Origin of the sequence: Acinetobacter sp. UBA6526 (genome assembly GCF_002434875.1) — a bacterium.
Lineage (GTDB): Bacteria > Pseudomonadota > Gammaproteobacteria > Pseudomonadales > Moraxellaceae > Acinetobacter > Acinetobacter venetianus.
Genome location: NZ_DJLC01000130.1, coordinates 1 through 14,916 on the forward strand (window position 1 = coordinate 1; position 14,916 = coordinate 14,916).

Annotated in this window: 13 protein-coding genes and 1 other RNA gene; 12 read left to right on the forward strand and 2 right to left on the reverse strand. The window is 41.0% G+C overall.

Going from position 1 to position 14,916, the window contains the following annotated elements:
• Both B4237_RS08820 and ssrA read right to left on the reverse strand, forming a co-directional pair.
• On the reverse strand, nt 1-304 hold a 304-nt coding region (locus B4237_RS08820; protein WP_286942763.1), incomplete at its 3' end, for an Arm DNA-binding domain-containing protein.
• Nucleotides 305-484: 180 nt separating this feature from the next.
• Nucleotides 485-844: a transfer-messenger RNA gene (ssrA, locus tag B4237_RS08825) on the reverse strand.
• 215 nt (nt 845-1,059) lie between these two features.
• On the opposite strand from ssrA, the gene kdpA reads away from it, so the two are divergent.
• From kdpA to B4237_RS08885, 12 genes are all read left to right on the forward strand, one after another.
• Complete coding sequence (kdpA, locus tag B4237_RS08830) at nt 1,060-2,763, forward strand: potassium-transporting ATPase subunit KdpA (RefSeq protein ID WP_278596594.1); 1,704 nt, start codon at nt 1,060-1,062, stop codon at nt 2,761-2,763.
• A gap of 13 nt (nt 2,764-2,776) precedes the next feature.
• Nucleotides 2,777-4,786 (forward strand): potassium-transporting ATPase subunit KdpB, encoded by a 2,010-nt coding sequence (gene kdpB / locus B4237_RS08835; protein WP_278596595.1) that lies wholly within the window; start codon nt 2,777-2,779, stop codon nt 4,784-4,786.
• A 9-nt stretch (nt 4,787-4,795) separates the two neighbouring features.
• Nucleotides 4,796-5,407 (forward strand): potassium-transporting ATPase subunit KdpC, encoded by a 612-nt coding sequence (gene kdpC / locus B4237_RS08840; RefSeq protein ID WP_278596596.1) that lies wholly within the window; start codon nt 4,796-4,798, stop codon nt 5,405-5,407.
• A gap of 13 nt (nt 5,408-5,420) precedes the next feature.
• On the forward strand, nt 5,421-8,069 hold the full coding sequence (locus tag B4237_RS08845) for a sensor histidine kinase (RefSeq protein WP_278596597.1): 2,649 nt from the start codon (nt 5,421-5,423) through the stop codon (nt 8,067-8,069).
• Nucleotides 8,070-8,078: 9 nt separating this feature from the next.
• Complete coding sequence (locus B4237_RS08850; RefSeq protein WP_061519587.1) at nt 8,079-8,780, forward strand: response regulator; 702 nt, start codon at nt 8,079-8,081, stop codon at nt 8,778-8,780.
• 340 nt (nt 8,781-9,120) lie between these two features.
• Complete coding sequence (gene mdcA, locus B4237_RS08855; RefSeq protein WP_130133237.1) at nt 9,121-10,800, forward strand: malonate decarboxylase subunit alpha; 1,680 nt, start codon at nt 9,121-9,123, stop codon at nt 10,798-10,800.
• A complete protein-coding gene (locus tag B4237_RS08860; RefSeq protein WP_278596598.1) occupies nt 10,800-11,666 on the forward strand; it encodes a triphosphoribosyl-dephospho-CoA synthase in 867 nt (288 codons plus the stop codon). The genes mdcA and B4237_RS08860 overlap by 1 nt, the downstream gene beginning before the upstream one ends.
• Nucleotides 11,667-11,689: 23 nt before the next feature.
• Nucleotides 11,690-11,989: a malonate decarboxylase subunit delta gene (locus tag B4237_RS08865; protein WP_007481304.1), complete on the forward strand. Its 300-nt coding sequence runs from the start codon at nt 11,690-11,692 to the stop codon at nt 11,987-11,989.
• The gene (locus B4237_RS08870) at nt 11,982-12,833 is read left to right on the forward strand and encodes a biotin-independent malonate decarboxylase subunit beta (protein WP_061392806.1); all 852 of its coding nucleotides are present in this window, start codon (nt 11,982-11,984) and stop codon (nt 12,831-12,833) included. The genes B4237_RS08865 and B4237_RS08870 overlap by 8 nt, the downstream gene beginning before the upstream one ends.
• Nucleotides 12,830-13,657: a biotin-independent malonate decarboxylase subunit gamma gene (mdcE, locus tag B4237_RS08875; RefSeq protein WP_286942768.1), complete on the forward strand. Its 828-nt coding sequence runs from the start codon at nt 12,830-12,832 to the stop codon at nt 13,655-13,657. Before B4237_RS08870 ends, mdcE begins: the two co-directional genes overlap by 4 nt.
• Nucleotides 13,648-14,253, forward strand: coding sequence for a malonate decarboxylase holo-ACP synthase (locus tag B4237_RS08880; protein WP_374974060.1), 606 nt, complete (start codon nt 13,648-13,650; stop codon nt 14,251-14,253). Before mdcE ends, B4237_RS08880 begins: the two co-directional genes overlap by 10 nt.
• Before the next feature lie 12 nt (nt 14,254-14,265).
• On the forward strand, nt 14,266-14,916 hold a 651-nt coding region (locus B4237_RS08885; RefSeq protein ID WP_286942770.1), incomplete at its 3' end, for a malonate decarboxylase subunit epsilon.

Sequence of the window (14,916 nt, forward strand, 5' to 3'; positions counted from 1 at the left end):
CCTTCAAGAATAGCTTTGTGCAACAAAGCCCTACCTCTTTAAAAAGTGGTTTTAATTCATCAACTACCTCTTCACGAGAAAATTTATACTTTATATCTAAAGCAATTTCACGAGCTTTTTTCAAGCTTAGATTCGGATACTGCCCTAGTGCTTTAGATTTTCTTTGGCCATTAACCGTAAATCGAAGCGACCAATATTTAGTTCCTTTCGGATCAATGATGAGTGATAACCCATTAGAATCTGATAATCGATATTGCTTTTCTTTAGGTAATGCCTTTTTGCACTCCACATCAGTTAATGACATTTTTTCTGCTCACTCATTTTGAATCTTGTGGGTCAAATTGTCCCAATTTTGACCCTTAAAAAGCAAAAATGGAGTCAAATCATGTCAGATGATATCGGATAAACAAACAAATAAAAAAGCCTTTAAGTATTGAACTTAAAGGCTTTTTTATATTTCATCGGATTGCTCCGAATCGAATTTTGGTGGAGATGGCGGGAGTTGAACCCGCGTCCGCCAGCACTACACTCGAGAATACTACATGCTTAGATATCGTCTATTGTTTTAACACTAAGTGACCCGACGAACAGGGTACAAAGTGCGATCCTCTAAGTTTGGTATAAAGCCCCGAGGCTTGACTCTATACGGACTTGTGTGCGTGCGCTTCGGTCGGGTTCCTAGACCACAAGTATTCTAGGAAGCGGACAAGCTGCCCTTAGGCAGCTAGAGCGTAAGTTTCGTCGTTTGCGACTATTTAAATGCAAATTTTATTTACGAGAGAAAATGCGCTCTCGGCATGCATCTATGAGCTTCATCACCAGCGTCGAAGCCAATAACATCCCCATATATGAACGAGCATCATAACACAAATATAGGAAATTTAAATCTAAATCTCTAATGGAATGTATTTGTGATTGAAAAGTAGGCATTCCAAACATACGGTAGTGAAATACAGAATAATTTACAGAAAATTTACGCCTTACTCTTATTTCAATATAGAGAATTTACGCAGTCAATTTCCATACTAATACCGACTTATTTTTTAAATGGCATGTGCTATGTGGGAATTTATTTCCGTATTTATCCTTGCATTGGTTTTAGCCTACCCATTGGGACGCTATCTTGCAGATGTGATGCAAGCTCAACCAATGAAAAGCGATCTTTTCTTTAAATGGATCGAACAACCAATTTACGCCATTTTGAATGTGAAACAAGTGGGTATGAATTGGCGGCAATATCTTACCGCGTTTGTCCTCAGTAATCTTTTTTTATTGGGTATAAGTATAGCGATCTTGATGACGCAAGCTTGGTTACCGTTGAATCCAGATCGTATTCCTAATATGAATTGGGATTTGGCAGTACACACAACGATTTCATTTCTAACCAATACCAATCAGCAGCATTATTCAGGACAAGCTCAATTGTCTTATCTGTCGCAAATGACAGTGATTGTTGGTTTGCAATATTTATCTCCAATTATGGGCTTGGCTTTGTTAACAGCCATGTTAAGAGCATTATTTTTACAGCCCAAAGATCAAGCTGCTGAAAATGTTGAACTCAAAAATGCGTCACAAATTAATCTTGGAAATTATTGGATGGATATGATCCGACCATTATTCCGATTCTTTATTCCTTTGGGTTTAGTTTTTTCTCTATTACTGACTTTTCAAGGTGTGCCATCAACACTTTCTGCTGGTCCAACTGCGCAAGTTTTAGATCGAAGCACTGAAGTTCAGACCCAGCATATTCCTCTTGGACCTGTTGCACCGATGGTGGCGATCAAGCAATTAGGTAGTAATGGTGGTGGTTGGTATGGTCCAAACAGTAGCGTGCCTTTAGAAAATCCAACGCCATTATCCAATGTGTTGGAGATGCTAGCGATCTTGCTGATCCCCATGTCGGTTGTGTTTATGCTAGGTCGTTTTGTGCAACGCAAGAAATTAATGTGGATGATTTTGGGCACTATGTTGTTGATGTCATTGGCTTCTACTTTATTCACTTTGTGGGCTGAAAAATCCTCCTTGATTCCTAATATTGCATTAATGGAAGGTAAAGACGTCCGATTTGGTGCTGAAGCCTCTGCTTTATGGGGAAGTTTAACCACACAAGTGAATAATGGTTCGGTCAATATGATGCATGACTCAGCTTCGCCATTAACGGGTTTGGTTGAGCTATGCAATATGCTGATCAATGCCATTTGGGGTGGGATTGGTTGTGGTCTATTACAATTTTTTATCTATCTATTTTTAGCCGTATTTATCGCGGGTTTGATGACAGGTCGTACCCCTGAATTATTTGGGCGAAAAATCGAAGTCACTGAAATTAAGTTATTGGCGCTGGTCATTCTTTTACAACCTGTGGTGATTCTTGGTTTGACTGCAATCGCCATCGCTTTCCCATCTTTAACAGGAAACTCAAACCCTGCATCGCATGGTATTAGCCAAGTCTTTTATGAATATGTGTCTGCGTTTGCCAATAATGGTTCTGGTTTTGAAGGCTTAGCCGACAACACTTTATGGTGGAACTTAAGTACCAGTGTTGCGTTATTAGCAGGTCGTTATAGCGTGTTGATCATTCCAGTTTTAATTGCAGTCAGCCTAGCAACCAAACCTCAAGCAGATGAGACCAAGGGTTCTTTACAGATTGAGTCGCCTACATTTGCGCTGACCTTAATTGGAATTGTACTGATTTTAACGCTTTTGCAATTTATGCCAGTGTTGGTGATTGGACCAATTGCTGATTATTTATCTGTAAAGATCTAGTGGAGCAAGCACTATGAATCACTCTAATGCGACACAAATGGATATCTTGAATAAAGAAATTATTCAGCAAACCTTTTATAAATTATTACCACAGCATGCCTTTAAAAATCCTGTAATGGCATGTGTATGGATTGGAACTGTCTTAACCATCGTGGCAACGTTGATGGGTAGCACCAGTTTTGGATTTGGTATTTTACTGAGCTTGATCTTACTGGTAACCGTTTTGTTTGCCAATTATGCTGAAGCAGTAGCAGAAGCCAAAGGACGTGGACAGGCATCTTCTTTACGCCAAGCTCGTGAAAACTTAACGGCAAATAAAATTGCTGATCTAAATGCTACTCCAATGGTGATTTCTGCAAATTTATTAAAAAAAGATGATTTGGTGATCATCAAAGCTGGTGAAATCGTGCCTGCAGATGGTGAAATCATTCAAGGTTTTGCCACCATTAATGAGTCGGCGGTGACAGGTGAGTCTGCACCTGTATTACGTGAAGCCAATACGGATCGGTCAGGTGTGATTGGTGGTACCAACGTTTTATCTGATCAAATTATTGTTCGTGTCAGTAATGAGGCAGGCAATAGTTTTTTAGATCGAATGATCGCTTTGGTTGAGGGTGCAAACCGTCAAAAAACACCGAATGAAATTGCGCTGAGTATCTTACTCAATATCATGACCATTACTTTTATCGTTGTGGTTGCCACATTACCGTTTATTGGTTCTATGGTGGGGATCAAAATCAGTCTGGTAATGTTGATTGCATTATTGGTCTGTCTCATTCCAACAACAATTGGTGGTTTGTTGCCTGCGATTGGGATTGCAGGGATGAACAGAGCCTTAAAAGCCAATGTATTGGCGAAGTCTGGTAAAGCGGTTGAGGTTGCAGGCGATATTGATGTATTGCTGTTGGATAAAACAGGAACGATTACCTACGGCGATCGCCAAGCAACAGCTTTTTACCCATTGGCTGGTGTGAGTCCAAGTGAATTACGCCAAGCAGCAATGCTCACGTCATTTGCTGACCCAACGCCTGAAGGTAAATCGATCGTGAGTTTAGGTAAAGAAATGGGTGAAAGTATCCGTGAACCTAAAGATGCAAAATTTATTCAGTTTAGTGCTTCAACACGGTTATCTGGAGTTGATTTAGCGATAGGGCAAAAGATTCGCAAAGGCGCAGTGGATGCGATTCTAAAATTTACCCAACAAGAGATTAAAGACAATATTGAGCTGAAAGCCCGTGTAGAACAAGTCGCTTCTAAAGGCGCAACACCATTAGTTGTAGCATCGAATCATACAATTTTAGGTGTGATTGAACTTTCAGATGTGATTAAACAAGGAATTAAAGAACGCTTTGCATTGTTACGAGAGATGGGGATTAAAACCATCATGGTAACAGGGGATAATCCTTTGACCGCAGCCGCAATTGCCGCCGAAGCAGGTGTCGATGATTATATTGCTGAAGCTCGACCTGAAGATAAATTAGCTTGTATTCGTAAAGAACAAGCCGCAGGAAAATTGGTCGCGATGGTTGGTGATGGAACCAATGATGCACCTGCTTTGGCACAAGCCGATATTGGTTTAGCAATGAACTCAGGAACGCAAGCTGCAAAAGAAGCGGGAAATATGGTTGATCTAGATTCTGATCCAACCAAACTGCTTGATGTAGTAGAAATTGGCAAGCAGCAGTTGATTACTCGAGGCGCTTTAACCACATTTTCTTTAGCAAATGATGTGTCTAAATACTTTGTGATTTTACCTGCACTATTCGCCGTTGCGATTCCTCAACTTAGTGTTTTGAATATTCTGCAATTGAATAGCCCAAGTAGCGCGGTGATTTCTGCATTGTTTTTTAATGCGCTGATCATTCCGATGTTGATTCCTTTAGCCCTGAAAGGGGTGCAATTTAAGCCTGCCAGTGCCTTACAGCTATTGCGTCGTAATATGTTGATCTATGGTGTAGGTGGTGTGGTTTTTCCTTTTATTATGATCAAATTGATTGACCTTATTGTGTCGTTGTGGATGTAGGAGTGCATCATGAATACATTAGAAAATCTTCCCTTATCGACTGAAGCACAATCCATTTTTCGATCTAGTCTAGGTTTAGTGCTAGTTGGATTCTTGATCGCAGGCGTGTTTTATTGCAGTGTAAGTGTATCTCTAGCTCAATTGTTATTTCCAAAACAGGCCAATGGTAGTGTTATCGAGTTAAATGGAAAAATTGTCGGGTCAAGCTTGGTGGGACAGAACTTTGTGAGTGAACAATATTTCCATAGTCGTCCGAGTGCTGTGAATTATAATGTGGATGGTGTAGCTGGAAGTAACTTGGCAGTGTCTAATCCTGAATTGCAAAAGCAAATTAAAGAACGAACCTTGCAGTTTGCTCGAAACAATCAAATCCTTGAGCAACAAGTACCACCAGAAATGATCACTGCATCAGGTAGTGGGATTGATCCAGATATTTCACCTGAAAGTGCGCTATTACAGGTGAAACGTGTGGCACAACAACGTGTTTTATCCGAGCAGAAAGTGAGAGATTTAGTCCAGCAACAGATTCAACCTGTTCAATTGGGCTTGTATGGGCAGGCACGAGTCAATGTGCTCCAACTCAACATCGCTTTAGATCAATTATCATCAACTTCACGTTGATAGAGCTTAGCCTATGCAGATCGACCGAAATAACAAAGCAGATGCATGGTTGGCGCATAGCCAACGTGAGCAATCTGGACGTTTAACCATTTTCTTGGGGGCGGCACCTGGCGTGGGCAAAACCTTTGCCATGTTGTCGAGAGCACATGAGTTGATGCGACAACGTCATCATGTGCTGGTGGGCGTGGTCGAAACGCATGGTCGAGCTGATACCGAAGCTTTGATTCAAGGTCTGAATGTTGTTCCTAAAAAGACTGTTGAATATCAAGATCGATTTTTAGATGAAATGGATCTTGATCAAATTCTGAAGTTAAAACCTGAAATTGTTTTGGTTGATGAACTCGCACATCGAAACGTGCCCAATAGCCGTCATGAGTATCGTTGGCAAGATGTGAATGAGTTATTAGATGCGGGTATTGATGTGTATAGCACATTGAATATTCAGCATCTCGAAAGTTTGAATGATGTGGTCTATCAAATTACGGGTATTCGGGTAACAGAAACCGTGCCTGATGCATTATTAAAAAGATTAAAAGATATTCGTTTGGTTGATCTGCCTGTACCTGAACTATTGGAGCGTATGAATCATGGCAAAATTTATTTAGCGGATGTTGCCCCACATGCCTTGCAAGGCTTTTTTAAGCCAGCCAATCTCACAGCTTTACGAGACCTTGCGATTCAAACGGTTGCAGGACAGGTGGATATTGATTATCGGGAGAAATTTGTAGCTCAAGGACAAATTATTCCGATTCAAAATCATGTGATGTTAGCCATTGATGGAACTGAGTTTTCAGAGGATTTAGTCAGACGAGCACATCGAATTGCCGAAAGGAGAAATGCGACTTGGAGTGTGATTTCAATTCAAAAAAGCAAAATTGAAAACAGGCAAACTTTTGCTGTCACTAAAGCGTTTAATTTGGCACGTAAGTTAGGTGCAGATACCTATTTACTGTATAGCAATCAAATCGCAGCAACGATTTTACAGGCTGCCTATGATTATGGTGCATCTAATATTTTATTGGGCAAGAGCGCTAAAAAATCATTATGGCAACGCTTATCTTCAGATCATATTGCTGATCAGCTTTTAGAAAAACAACATCCTTTTGAGATTACTTTTGTTCAGCCGTTAAAAGCCAAAAATAATGAATCTAAAACGCGAATAGATAACTCAACCTCTGATTGGTTAACGCAAGGTTTTGGTTTCAATCCGCGTGAGATCACGGAAAGTATTTTAATTGTATTACTCGGTTTTCTTGTTGCACTGGTGAGTGATCACTTTATTGGTTATAGCGAACTGGCTTTGATTTTTGTGGTGACAGTGCTGATTGTTGCGATGCGGACAAGAATGCTGATTACGATTATGAGTGTCTTGATTTGCTTTCTACTTTATAACTATTTCTTTATTGAACCACGATTTACCTTTCGAATCAGTGCCGAGCGTGGCGTGATGACGATTATTATGTTTATCGTTTCTGCTTTATTAGTAGGACGATTGGCCAATCAACTACGCGCTCAAGTACTGAGTTTGCGCGCTGCAAATTCGATGTCACTCCAATTGCAAGAGTTAGAGCGGAAGTTATCCACTTGTGTTGATATTGAGCAAGTTTTAAATATAGCCAAACAGCATTTGGAAAGTTCACTCAATGCTTCTGTTTGGTTGAGAGTGAGTGGACAATCAGTAGGCGATACATTAATTTTGAATGAAAAAGATCAAATAGCAGCAGATTGGACACAAAAGAACGCTAAACCATGTGGGCGTTTTACCAATACTTTGACCAATTCAGAATGGTGGTTTAACCCAGTAAATTTAGTGGCAGATTTTGGTGTGGTTGCCATTCGATTTAACCGTAATTTGCAAAGTATTCACTTCGAGCAGCAACGTTTGGCTGAGTTAATGATTGATGATATTGCACAAACGCTTTCTAGGGTGCAGCTATCGTTGCAGTTGGAAAATTCTAGAGTCGTTGCTGAAACTGAAAAGCTTCGTTCTGCTTTATTGTCATCTGTATCACATGATTTGCGTTCGCCGTTGGCTGCAATGATTGGTTCAGCAGATACGCTGAAATATTATGGCGAGCAAATGCCTGAGACCGATCGCCATGAATTATTAGATACCATTCATATAGAAGGTGAGCGCTTAGATCGCTATATTCAAAATCTTTTGGATATGACGCGTTTGGGTCATCAAGGATTAACACTCAGTCGTGCGTGGATTGGCGTTGATGAGTTAATTGGTTCTGCAAGTGAACGTTTAAAACGATATCAACCGCATGTGAGCATTAAGATTTCATTTGCTGAAGAGCTACCTGCGTTATATGTACATCCTGCTTTAATTGAACAAGCTGTTTTTAATGTTTTAGAAAATGCAGCCAAATTTTCTCCAGAAAATGTGCCTATAGAAGTGAATATTCAGCAGATCGAAAGCTATTTACAGATCGAGATTGAAGATCAAGGTGTTGGTATTCCTGAAGATGAGTGTGAGCAGATTTTTGATATGTTCTATACCATGCAAAGGGGAGATCGAGGTAAAACAGGAACAGGGTTGGGTCTTTCAATTGTAAAAGCGATTATTGGCGCGCACATGGGGAGTATTGAAGCTTTTAGTGGGAAACATGGTCAAGGCACTTTAATTAGAATACGATTACCTTTACATCAGGATTAAAATGATTTCATGCCTCATACATTAAACGCCCAAGCTTCAATTCTTATTATTGATGATGAACCACAAATTCGAAAATTTTTGGACATTGCTTTGCGCGCGCAAGGCTATAAAGTGTATGTGGCTGAGAATGGTATGAAAGGACTTGAGACTTTGGCGAGTCGAGGTGCAGATTTATTGATTCTTGATTTGGGTTTACCTGATATGGATGGTCAAGAGGTTTTGACTGAGTTAAGGCAATGGTCTGACATTCCTGTAATCGTACTTTCTGCGCGTCCTGATGAAAATCAAAAAATTAAATTGCTTGATGCTGGCGCGAATGATTATGTCACGAAACCATTTAGCATTCAGGAACTGTGTGCACGCATTCGAGTGATGTTTCGCAATAAACCGCAACAGGTTGAACAGAAAATTGTCTTTGATGATGGTCAATTATCTGTGAACGTGGCTGAACATATGGTTAAGTTAGCGAATGAAGAAATTGTTCTCACCAAAAAGGAATTCCAGCTTTTAGCACTACTGATTCGCCATCAGGGTAAGATAGTTACGCAGAAACAAATCATGACCGAGTTATGGGGTGTTAGCCATGAAGAGGATACCCATTATTTGCGAATTCTCGTCAAAAAACTCCGAACCAAAATCGGAGATTCAGCACTCACACCCGCTTATATTTTTACAATAGCAGGCGTTGGATTACGCTTTAAGGAAAGCTAAATAAGAACTCATAATATTTTAGAATAATAAAAAATTAGTCGAAGATAAAATAAATGAATTTTATGTATCTACTTAAATAATAAAATATTTATTCAAATGAAACTCTTTTCAGATCATTTTTATTGCCTAATTTTTTAAATTTTTTTTAATTTTTGCTGAATAGAAATTAACTAAAGAGAAAATTTGAGGAATCAGTAACCTCAAGCATAGGAATAGCCAATTCGGATTTTTACTAAATAACATTAACCTGAAGTTAATGAACTGCAATTGGGGTTGATTGATTGGAAACTTGAAAAAGCTTTTTATAAGAGAAGATCAAGACATAACCAAGGAAATACACATGGAAGGTTCTGTTCAGCATAAAGAACGACTTTGGACAAAGCGTCGACATAGTAAACAACTAAAATTGGAAATGGCAAGCAAATACACAGATGGTGTGGTCATTCCAACAGAAGATATTATCAAAGTTTTAGAAACGCTGATTGCTCCTGGAGATCGAGTTGTTTTAGAAGGGAATAATCAAAAACAAGCCGACTTTTTATCTCGTTCTTTGGCAAAGGCCAATCCTGAAGTTTTACATGACTTGCACATGATCATGCCAAGTGTGGGACGTGCCGAACATTTAGATTTATTTGAAAATGGAATTGCTCGAAAACTCGATTTTTCTTTTGCAGGTACACAAAGTTTACGTATTAGTCAGCTGCTAGAGGATGGACTGCTTGAGATCGGTGCGATCCATACTTATATCGAACTGTATTCACGTTTATTGGTTGATCTGATTCCTAATGTCGTGTTATCGGCAGGTTTTATGGCAGATCGACAAGGGAATATTTACACAGGTCCAAGTACGGAAGATTCACCAGCGCTGATTGAGCCTGCGGCTTTTAGTGATGGCATTGTAATCGTACAGGTTAATGAACTTGTAGATGATGTGACTGATTTGCCAAGAGTAGATATTCCAGCATCTTGGGTCGATTTTGTTGTGGTTTCCGATAAACCTTTTTATATCGAACCATTATTTACACGTGATCCTAAACACATTAAACCAGTGCATGTCTTAATGGCAATGATGGCAATCCGAGGTATTTATGAAAAGCATCAAGTGCAGTCATTGAATCATGGTATTGGTTTTAATACGGCTGCGATTGAGCTGATTCTACCAACTTATGGCGAGTCATTAGGCCTAAAAGGAAAAATCTGCCGAAACTGGACGCTCAATCCACATCCAACCTTAATTCCAGCAATTGAAACGGGTTGGGTTGAAAGTGTGCACTGCTTTGGTACAGAACTCGGTATGGAGAAATATGTCGCTGCGCGCCCAGATATTTTCTTTACTGGTCGAGATGGTTCACTACGCTCCAACCGAATGATGTGTCAGCTTGCAGGTCAGTACGCCGTCGATTTATTTATTGGCGCGACTTTGCAAGTAGATGGTGATGGGCATTCATCAACTGTAACGAAAGGGCGCTTAGCGGGATTCGGTGGAGCACCGAATATGGGACATGATCCTCGTGGGCGTCGTCATGCAACGCCTGCTTGGATTGATATGCGAGTCGCAGGAAATACGGATACAGATACGTATTTAGCCCGTGGTAAAAAGTTAGTTGTTCAAATGGTTGAAACTTATCAAGAAGGTGGTAAGCCAACATTTGTTAAGACTTTGGATGCTGTGGATGTGGCTAAGAAATCAGGAATGGATTTAGCGCCAATCATGATTTATGGCGATGACGTTACGCATTTATTAACAGAAGAAGGTATCGCCTATTTATACAAGGCGCGCAGCTTAGAAGAGCGTCGAGACATGATCGCTGCGGTTGCTGGGGTGACTGAAATTGGACTAAGCCAAGATCCTAAAAAGACACAAAAACTACGCCAAGAAGGGCTAGTTGTGTTCCCTGAGGATTTAGGAATTCGACGAACAGATGCGACACGCGAGTTGTTAGCCGCAAAAAATATTGCTGATTTGGTGACTTGGTCAGATGGACTATATGAGCCTCCTGCAAAATTCAGGAGCTGGTAATGAATGCAATCCTAAAAACAACCAGTTTCTTCAGTACCTCAGAGCATCTTGCTGATATGGCAGTTGCGGCATTGTTAGATGAAGTGAATCTAACCCCAAAACCAGCACTGGTTGATCAACGTGGAAGCGGTGCTCACGATGACCTTACGCTTGAGCTAATGGAGCGATCTGCACGCAGTCTAGCACCTATGTTCAAAGCAATGGCAGAAGCAGCAGAGCATCATGGACAGGTTTGTCAGGCGTTAAGAGAAGACATCGGGCAATTGGGTCGACAAGGTGAGCAACGCATGTTGCAAGTCACACAAGGTGTAAATACTCATCGAGGGGCGATTTGGTCGATTGGACTTGTGGTGACTGCTACAGCACTCAGAGTTTTTAATAAACAACCATTTTTTATTGAAAATATTTGCACGACAGCGAGTGAAATTGCACTGATCGAAGATCGTTTCGTTCCTCAACAAAAGACGAGTCATGGTGAGAAAGTTAGACAGCAATTTGGTGTAAATGGCGCTAAACAACAGGCTCAACTTGGTTTTCCAATGATCATGCAACATGGTTTGCCTCAGTTAAGAGATAGTCGCGATCAGGGGGGTACAGAGTCGGAAGCACGCTTAAATGCCCTCATTTCGATGATGGCACAGCTTACGGATACCTGTGTGATTCATCGTGCTGGACTGGATGGTTTGAACAAAATGCAATTAGGTGCTCAACAGATTTTAGCACTAGGTGGTTGTTCAACTGCTCAAGGAAAACAAAGGCTTGAAGAACTAGAGCGCGACTTATTAGCCATTCGGGCATCAGCGGGCGGAGCGGCAGATTTATTGGCCACGCTTTTGTTTCTCGATGAAGTTGAACAATACAACTGAGTTCGATAACAGGGAATATATCAATGGAAATACTTAATTTTGAATTTACAGCGAGTCATTCGCCAGACAAATCAGCTTTAGTGGGCTGTGTTGGCTCTGGTGATTTAGAAATTTTGATGGAACCAAGTCATTCAGGCAAAACCACCATTCAAGTGATGACATCGGTTGATGGCAGTGAACAACGGTGGAAAAATTTATTCGATCGCATTTTTTTAGAATCAAATACACCCGCAGTTCATATTGATATTCATGATTTTGGTGCGACGCCTGGTGTGGTGAGATTACGTTTAGAGCAGGCTTTTGAGGAGGTGCAACGTGGTTGATATTGATTACTTACTCAGCAAGCAAAGCTTTATTGAGCTAGATGCGCGTGAACGGGCTAAATCTTTGTTTGATCAAGGTAGCTTCAAAGAGTTACTTGATCCTTTTAGTCGTATGATGTCGCCGTGGCTACCGAAGCAAAATATTGTTCCTCAAGCCGACGATGGTGTAGTTGTTATTAAAGGAACGATTCAGCAAAAACCTGTGGTAGTGATTTCTATTGAAGGCATGTTCCAAGGCGGCAGTTTAGGCGAAGTTGGTGGTGCTAAGATCGCTGGTGCTTTGGAATTGGCGATAGAAGATAACCAAAATAATATTCCTACTACTGCGATTTTGTTACTTGAAACAGGTGGCGTTCGTTTGCAAGAAGCGAATTTAGGACTCGCCGCGATTGCTGAAATTCAATCCGCGATTGTGGAACTCAGACAATATCAACCTGTGATAGGTGTGGTGGCTGGCAGTGTGGGATGTTTCGGAGGAATGTCAATTGCAGCAGGTTTATGTAGTTACTTGATCATCACGCAAGAAGGTCGTTTAGGGTTGAATGGCCCCCAAGTAATTGAACAAGAAGCTGGTAGCAATGAGTATAACGCCAAAGATCGACCATTTATTTGGAGTATCACGGGTGGTGAACAACGTTTTGCGAGTGGGCTTGTTGATGCATTTGTTGAAGATGATCGTGAGCAAATTAAGCAACAAATTATTAGTTTTATAGCGCAAGGTATTCCAGCTGTGCAACGCAGTACACAAGCTGAATTTTATCTATCTAAGCTTACTCAAGTGGATACCTCTCAACAGATTTCACCGACTGAAGTCCAAGAATTATATCGAGGAGAAAAAGCATGAACATGGATGTAAATGCAATTAAGAACTCATCAAGAGGTCGACACTGGTTTGGTGCTTTAACAGATCAGTTTCAGGCAGTTGATAGCGGAATAGCATCGTTGCTTATTGCTGATGGACAACTAAATGGTAAACCGACTCGTGTTTTTTGTGTCGTGAATAATGAACAGAATCTATATCCAAGGGCACGTCAAGGTGAGGTTGGATTATTAGAAGGATGGTCATTAGCTCGTGCGGTTGATCAGGTCATTGAAGCTGATCGAGATCGTGCAGAAAAACGCGGAATCCTATGTATTGTTGATGTACCAAGTCAGGCTTATGGTCGTAGAGAGGAAGTGCTCGGTATTCATCAAGCGCTTGCAGGAGCTGTAGATAGCTATGCGTGTGCCCGTTTAGCAGGTCATCCGATTGTTAGTCTGCTGGTTGGAAAATCAATGTCAGGTGCATTTTTAGCACATGGTTATCAAGCAAATCGTATTCTCGCCTTAAAAGATCAAGGTGTGATGGTACATGCGATGGGCAAAGAGTCTGCGGCACGAGTGACTTTACGGACCGTTGAGGAGTTAGAACGATTAGCAGCCAATATTCCACCAATGGCGTATGACATCGAGAGTTATAACTCTTTAGGATTGTTATCAGACTTTTTAGACGTGAGTAATGCGGATCAACCTTCTGTTTTAGATATTCAGCAAATACAACAGGCATTAACAGCAGCATTTGAGGATATTAAACAGCAAGGAACCCATGATCTAAAAAATCGCTTGAATGCTGAAAATCGTAGTGCATCCAAACGCGTGCGTGAACTGTTACGTGAGCAATGGTCATGATCACTTTCCAACCTCACGATTTGCTGTGGGGAATGACTCCAGAACTCTTGCCAGATAATGTGTCGCAATGGGTGGTTGAAGCTGTGTCTGAGCAAAGACCCGTGGTGGTTAGACGTGCAGTGACCAATCCTAGAAATATTGCGGTTGGGATACGCGGTAAGCAACGGAGCCATCGGTTGGCATTAGAAATGCCAGTAAACGCCATAACCAAATGCGTGAAACCTGAAAGTTTAATTGATACAGATTTGAGCCAATTTCCACATCTTCAGGGGAAATTAGCCGCTGTTTATAACTTGATGCAAGGTTTAAATTTGTCATGGGGATATACGGGAAGCGTGGGGTTTGAACTGGCAACTGGGCTGAAAACGGTGAATGAAAATAGTGATATTGATTTATTAATTCGCGCTCAAGAACCAGTTTCAAAGTTGGATGCTCAAAATATCTTAGGGCAATTAGATGAATTGAATATGAAGCTCGATGTGCAGTTACAAACTCCACAAGGTGGTGTTGCATTGAGAGAATGGGCAGGGACAACAGGGAATGTCTTACTAAAACGCAATGATAAGGCTGTTTTGATAGACAATCCTTGGGGCTGAGGGAATAGCAAAATGAGCTCGATATGGGTATATCCAGGGCAAGGTGCTCAAAAGGTCAATATGTTGCACGATCTTCCGCAACATCCTTTGGTTAATCAGTACCTTGAACAAGCCTCTGATGTTTTGAAAGAAAACGTCATGTTATTGGATCAAGCTGAGGCTTTAAAGTCTACTTATTCAGTTCAACTTTGCTTATATATCGCGGGTGTTGTGAGTTCTGCATTGTTACAGGAACAAGGATTTCAACCCAAGTTTGTCGCAGGTTTATCCATTGGCGCTTGGGCAGCTGCAACAGTAGCCAATGTCATTCAGTTTGAAGATGGTGTGCGCTTAGTTGCGAAACGTGGTCAATTGATGCAGCAAGCTTATCCAAGTGGATATGGAATGACGGCCATCATTGGCGCTGATCGCTCTCAGGTTGAAAACTGGGTTTCAGAGGTTCATGAGCAAGATGCAGAAGTTTTTATCGCAAATCTAAATGCCGAAAATCAAATCGTAATTTCGGGATCATTGGATGCTATGCAACGGGTTGCATTATTGGCAAACCAACAAGGTGCAACAACGAAAAAAGTAGAGATCAGTGTGCCATCACATTGTGTGTTATTGGAAAAACAAGCACAGCAGCTCGCTTGCTTCGTGGAGGGAATCAATTCACAGCAACCT

Bases quoted from the DNA above. Each gene is read 5' to 3' on its own strand.
- kdpA (WP_278596594.1), top strand. From the start codon at position 1,060: ATGTGGGAATTTATTTCCGTATTTATCCTTGCATTGGTTTTAGCCTAC.
- kdpB (WP_278596595.1), top strand. From the start codon at position 2,777: ATGAATCACTCTAATGCGACACAAATGGATATCTTGAATAAAGAAATT.
- kdpC (WP_278596596.1), top strand. From the start codon at position 4,796: ATGAATACATTAGAAAATCTTCCCTTATCGACTGAAGCACAATCCATT.
- B4237_RS08845 (WP_278596597.1), top strand. From the start codon at position 5,421: ATGCAGATCGACCGAAATAACAAAGCAGATGCATGGTTGGCGCATAGC.
- B4237_RS08850 (WP_061519587.1), top strand. From the start codon at position 8,079: ATGCCTCATACATTAAACGCCCAAGCTTCAATTCTTATTATTGATGAT.
- mdcA (WP_130133237.1), top strand. From the start codon at position 9,121: ATGGAAGGTTCTGTTCAGCATAAAGAACGACTTTGGACAAAGCGTCGA.
- B4237_RS08860 (WP_278596598.1), top strand. From the start codon at position 10,800: ATGAATGCAATCCTAAAAACAACCAGTTTCTTCAGTACCTCAGAGCAT.
- B4237_RS08865 (WP_007481304.1), top strand. From the start codon at position 11,690: ATGGAAATACTTAATTTTGAATTTACAGCGAGTCATTCGCCAGACAAA.
- mdcE (WP_286942768.1), top strand. From the start codon at position 12,830: ATGAACATGGATGTAAATGCAATTAAGAACTCATCAAGAGGTCGACAC.
- B4237_RS08880 (WP_374974060.1), top strand. From the start codon at position 13,648: ATGGTCATGATCACTTTCCAACCTCACGATTTGCTGTGGGGAATGACT.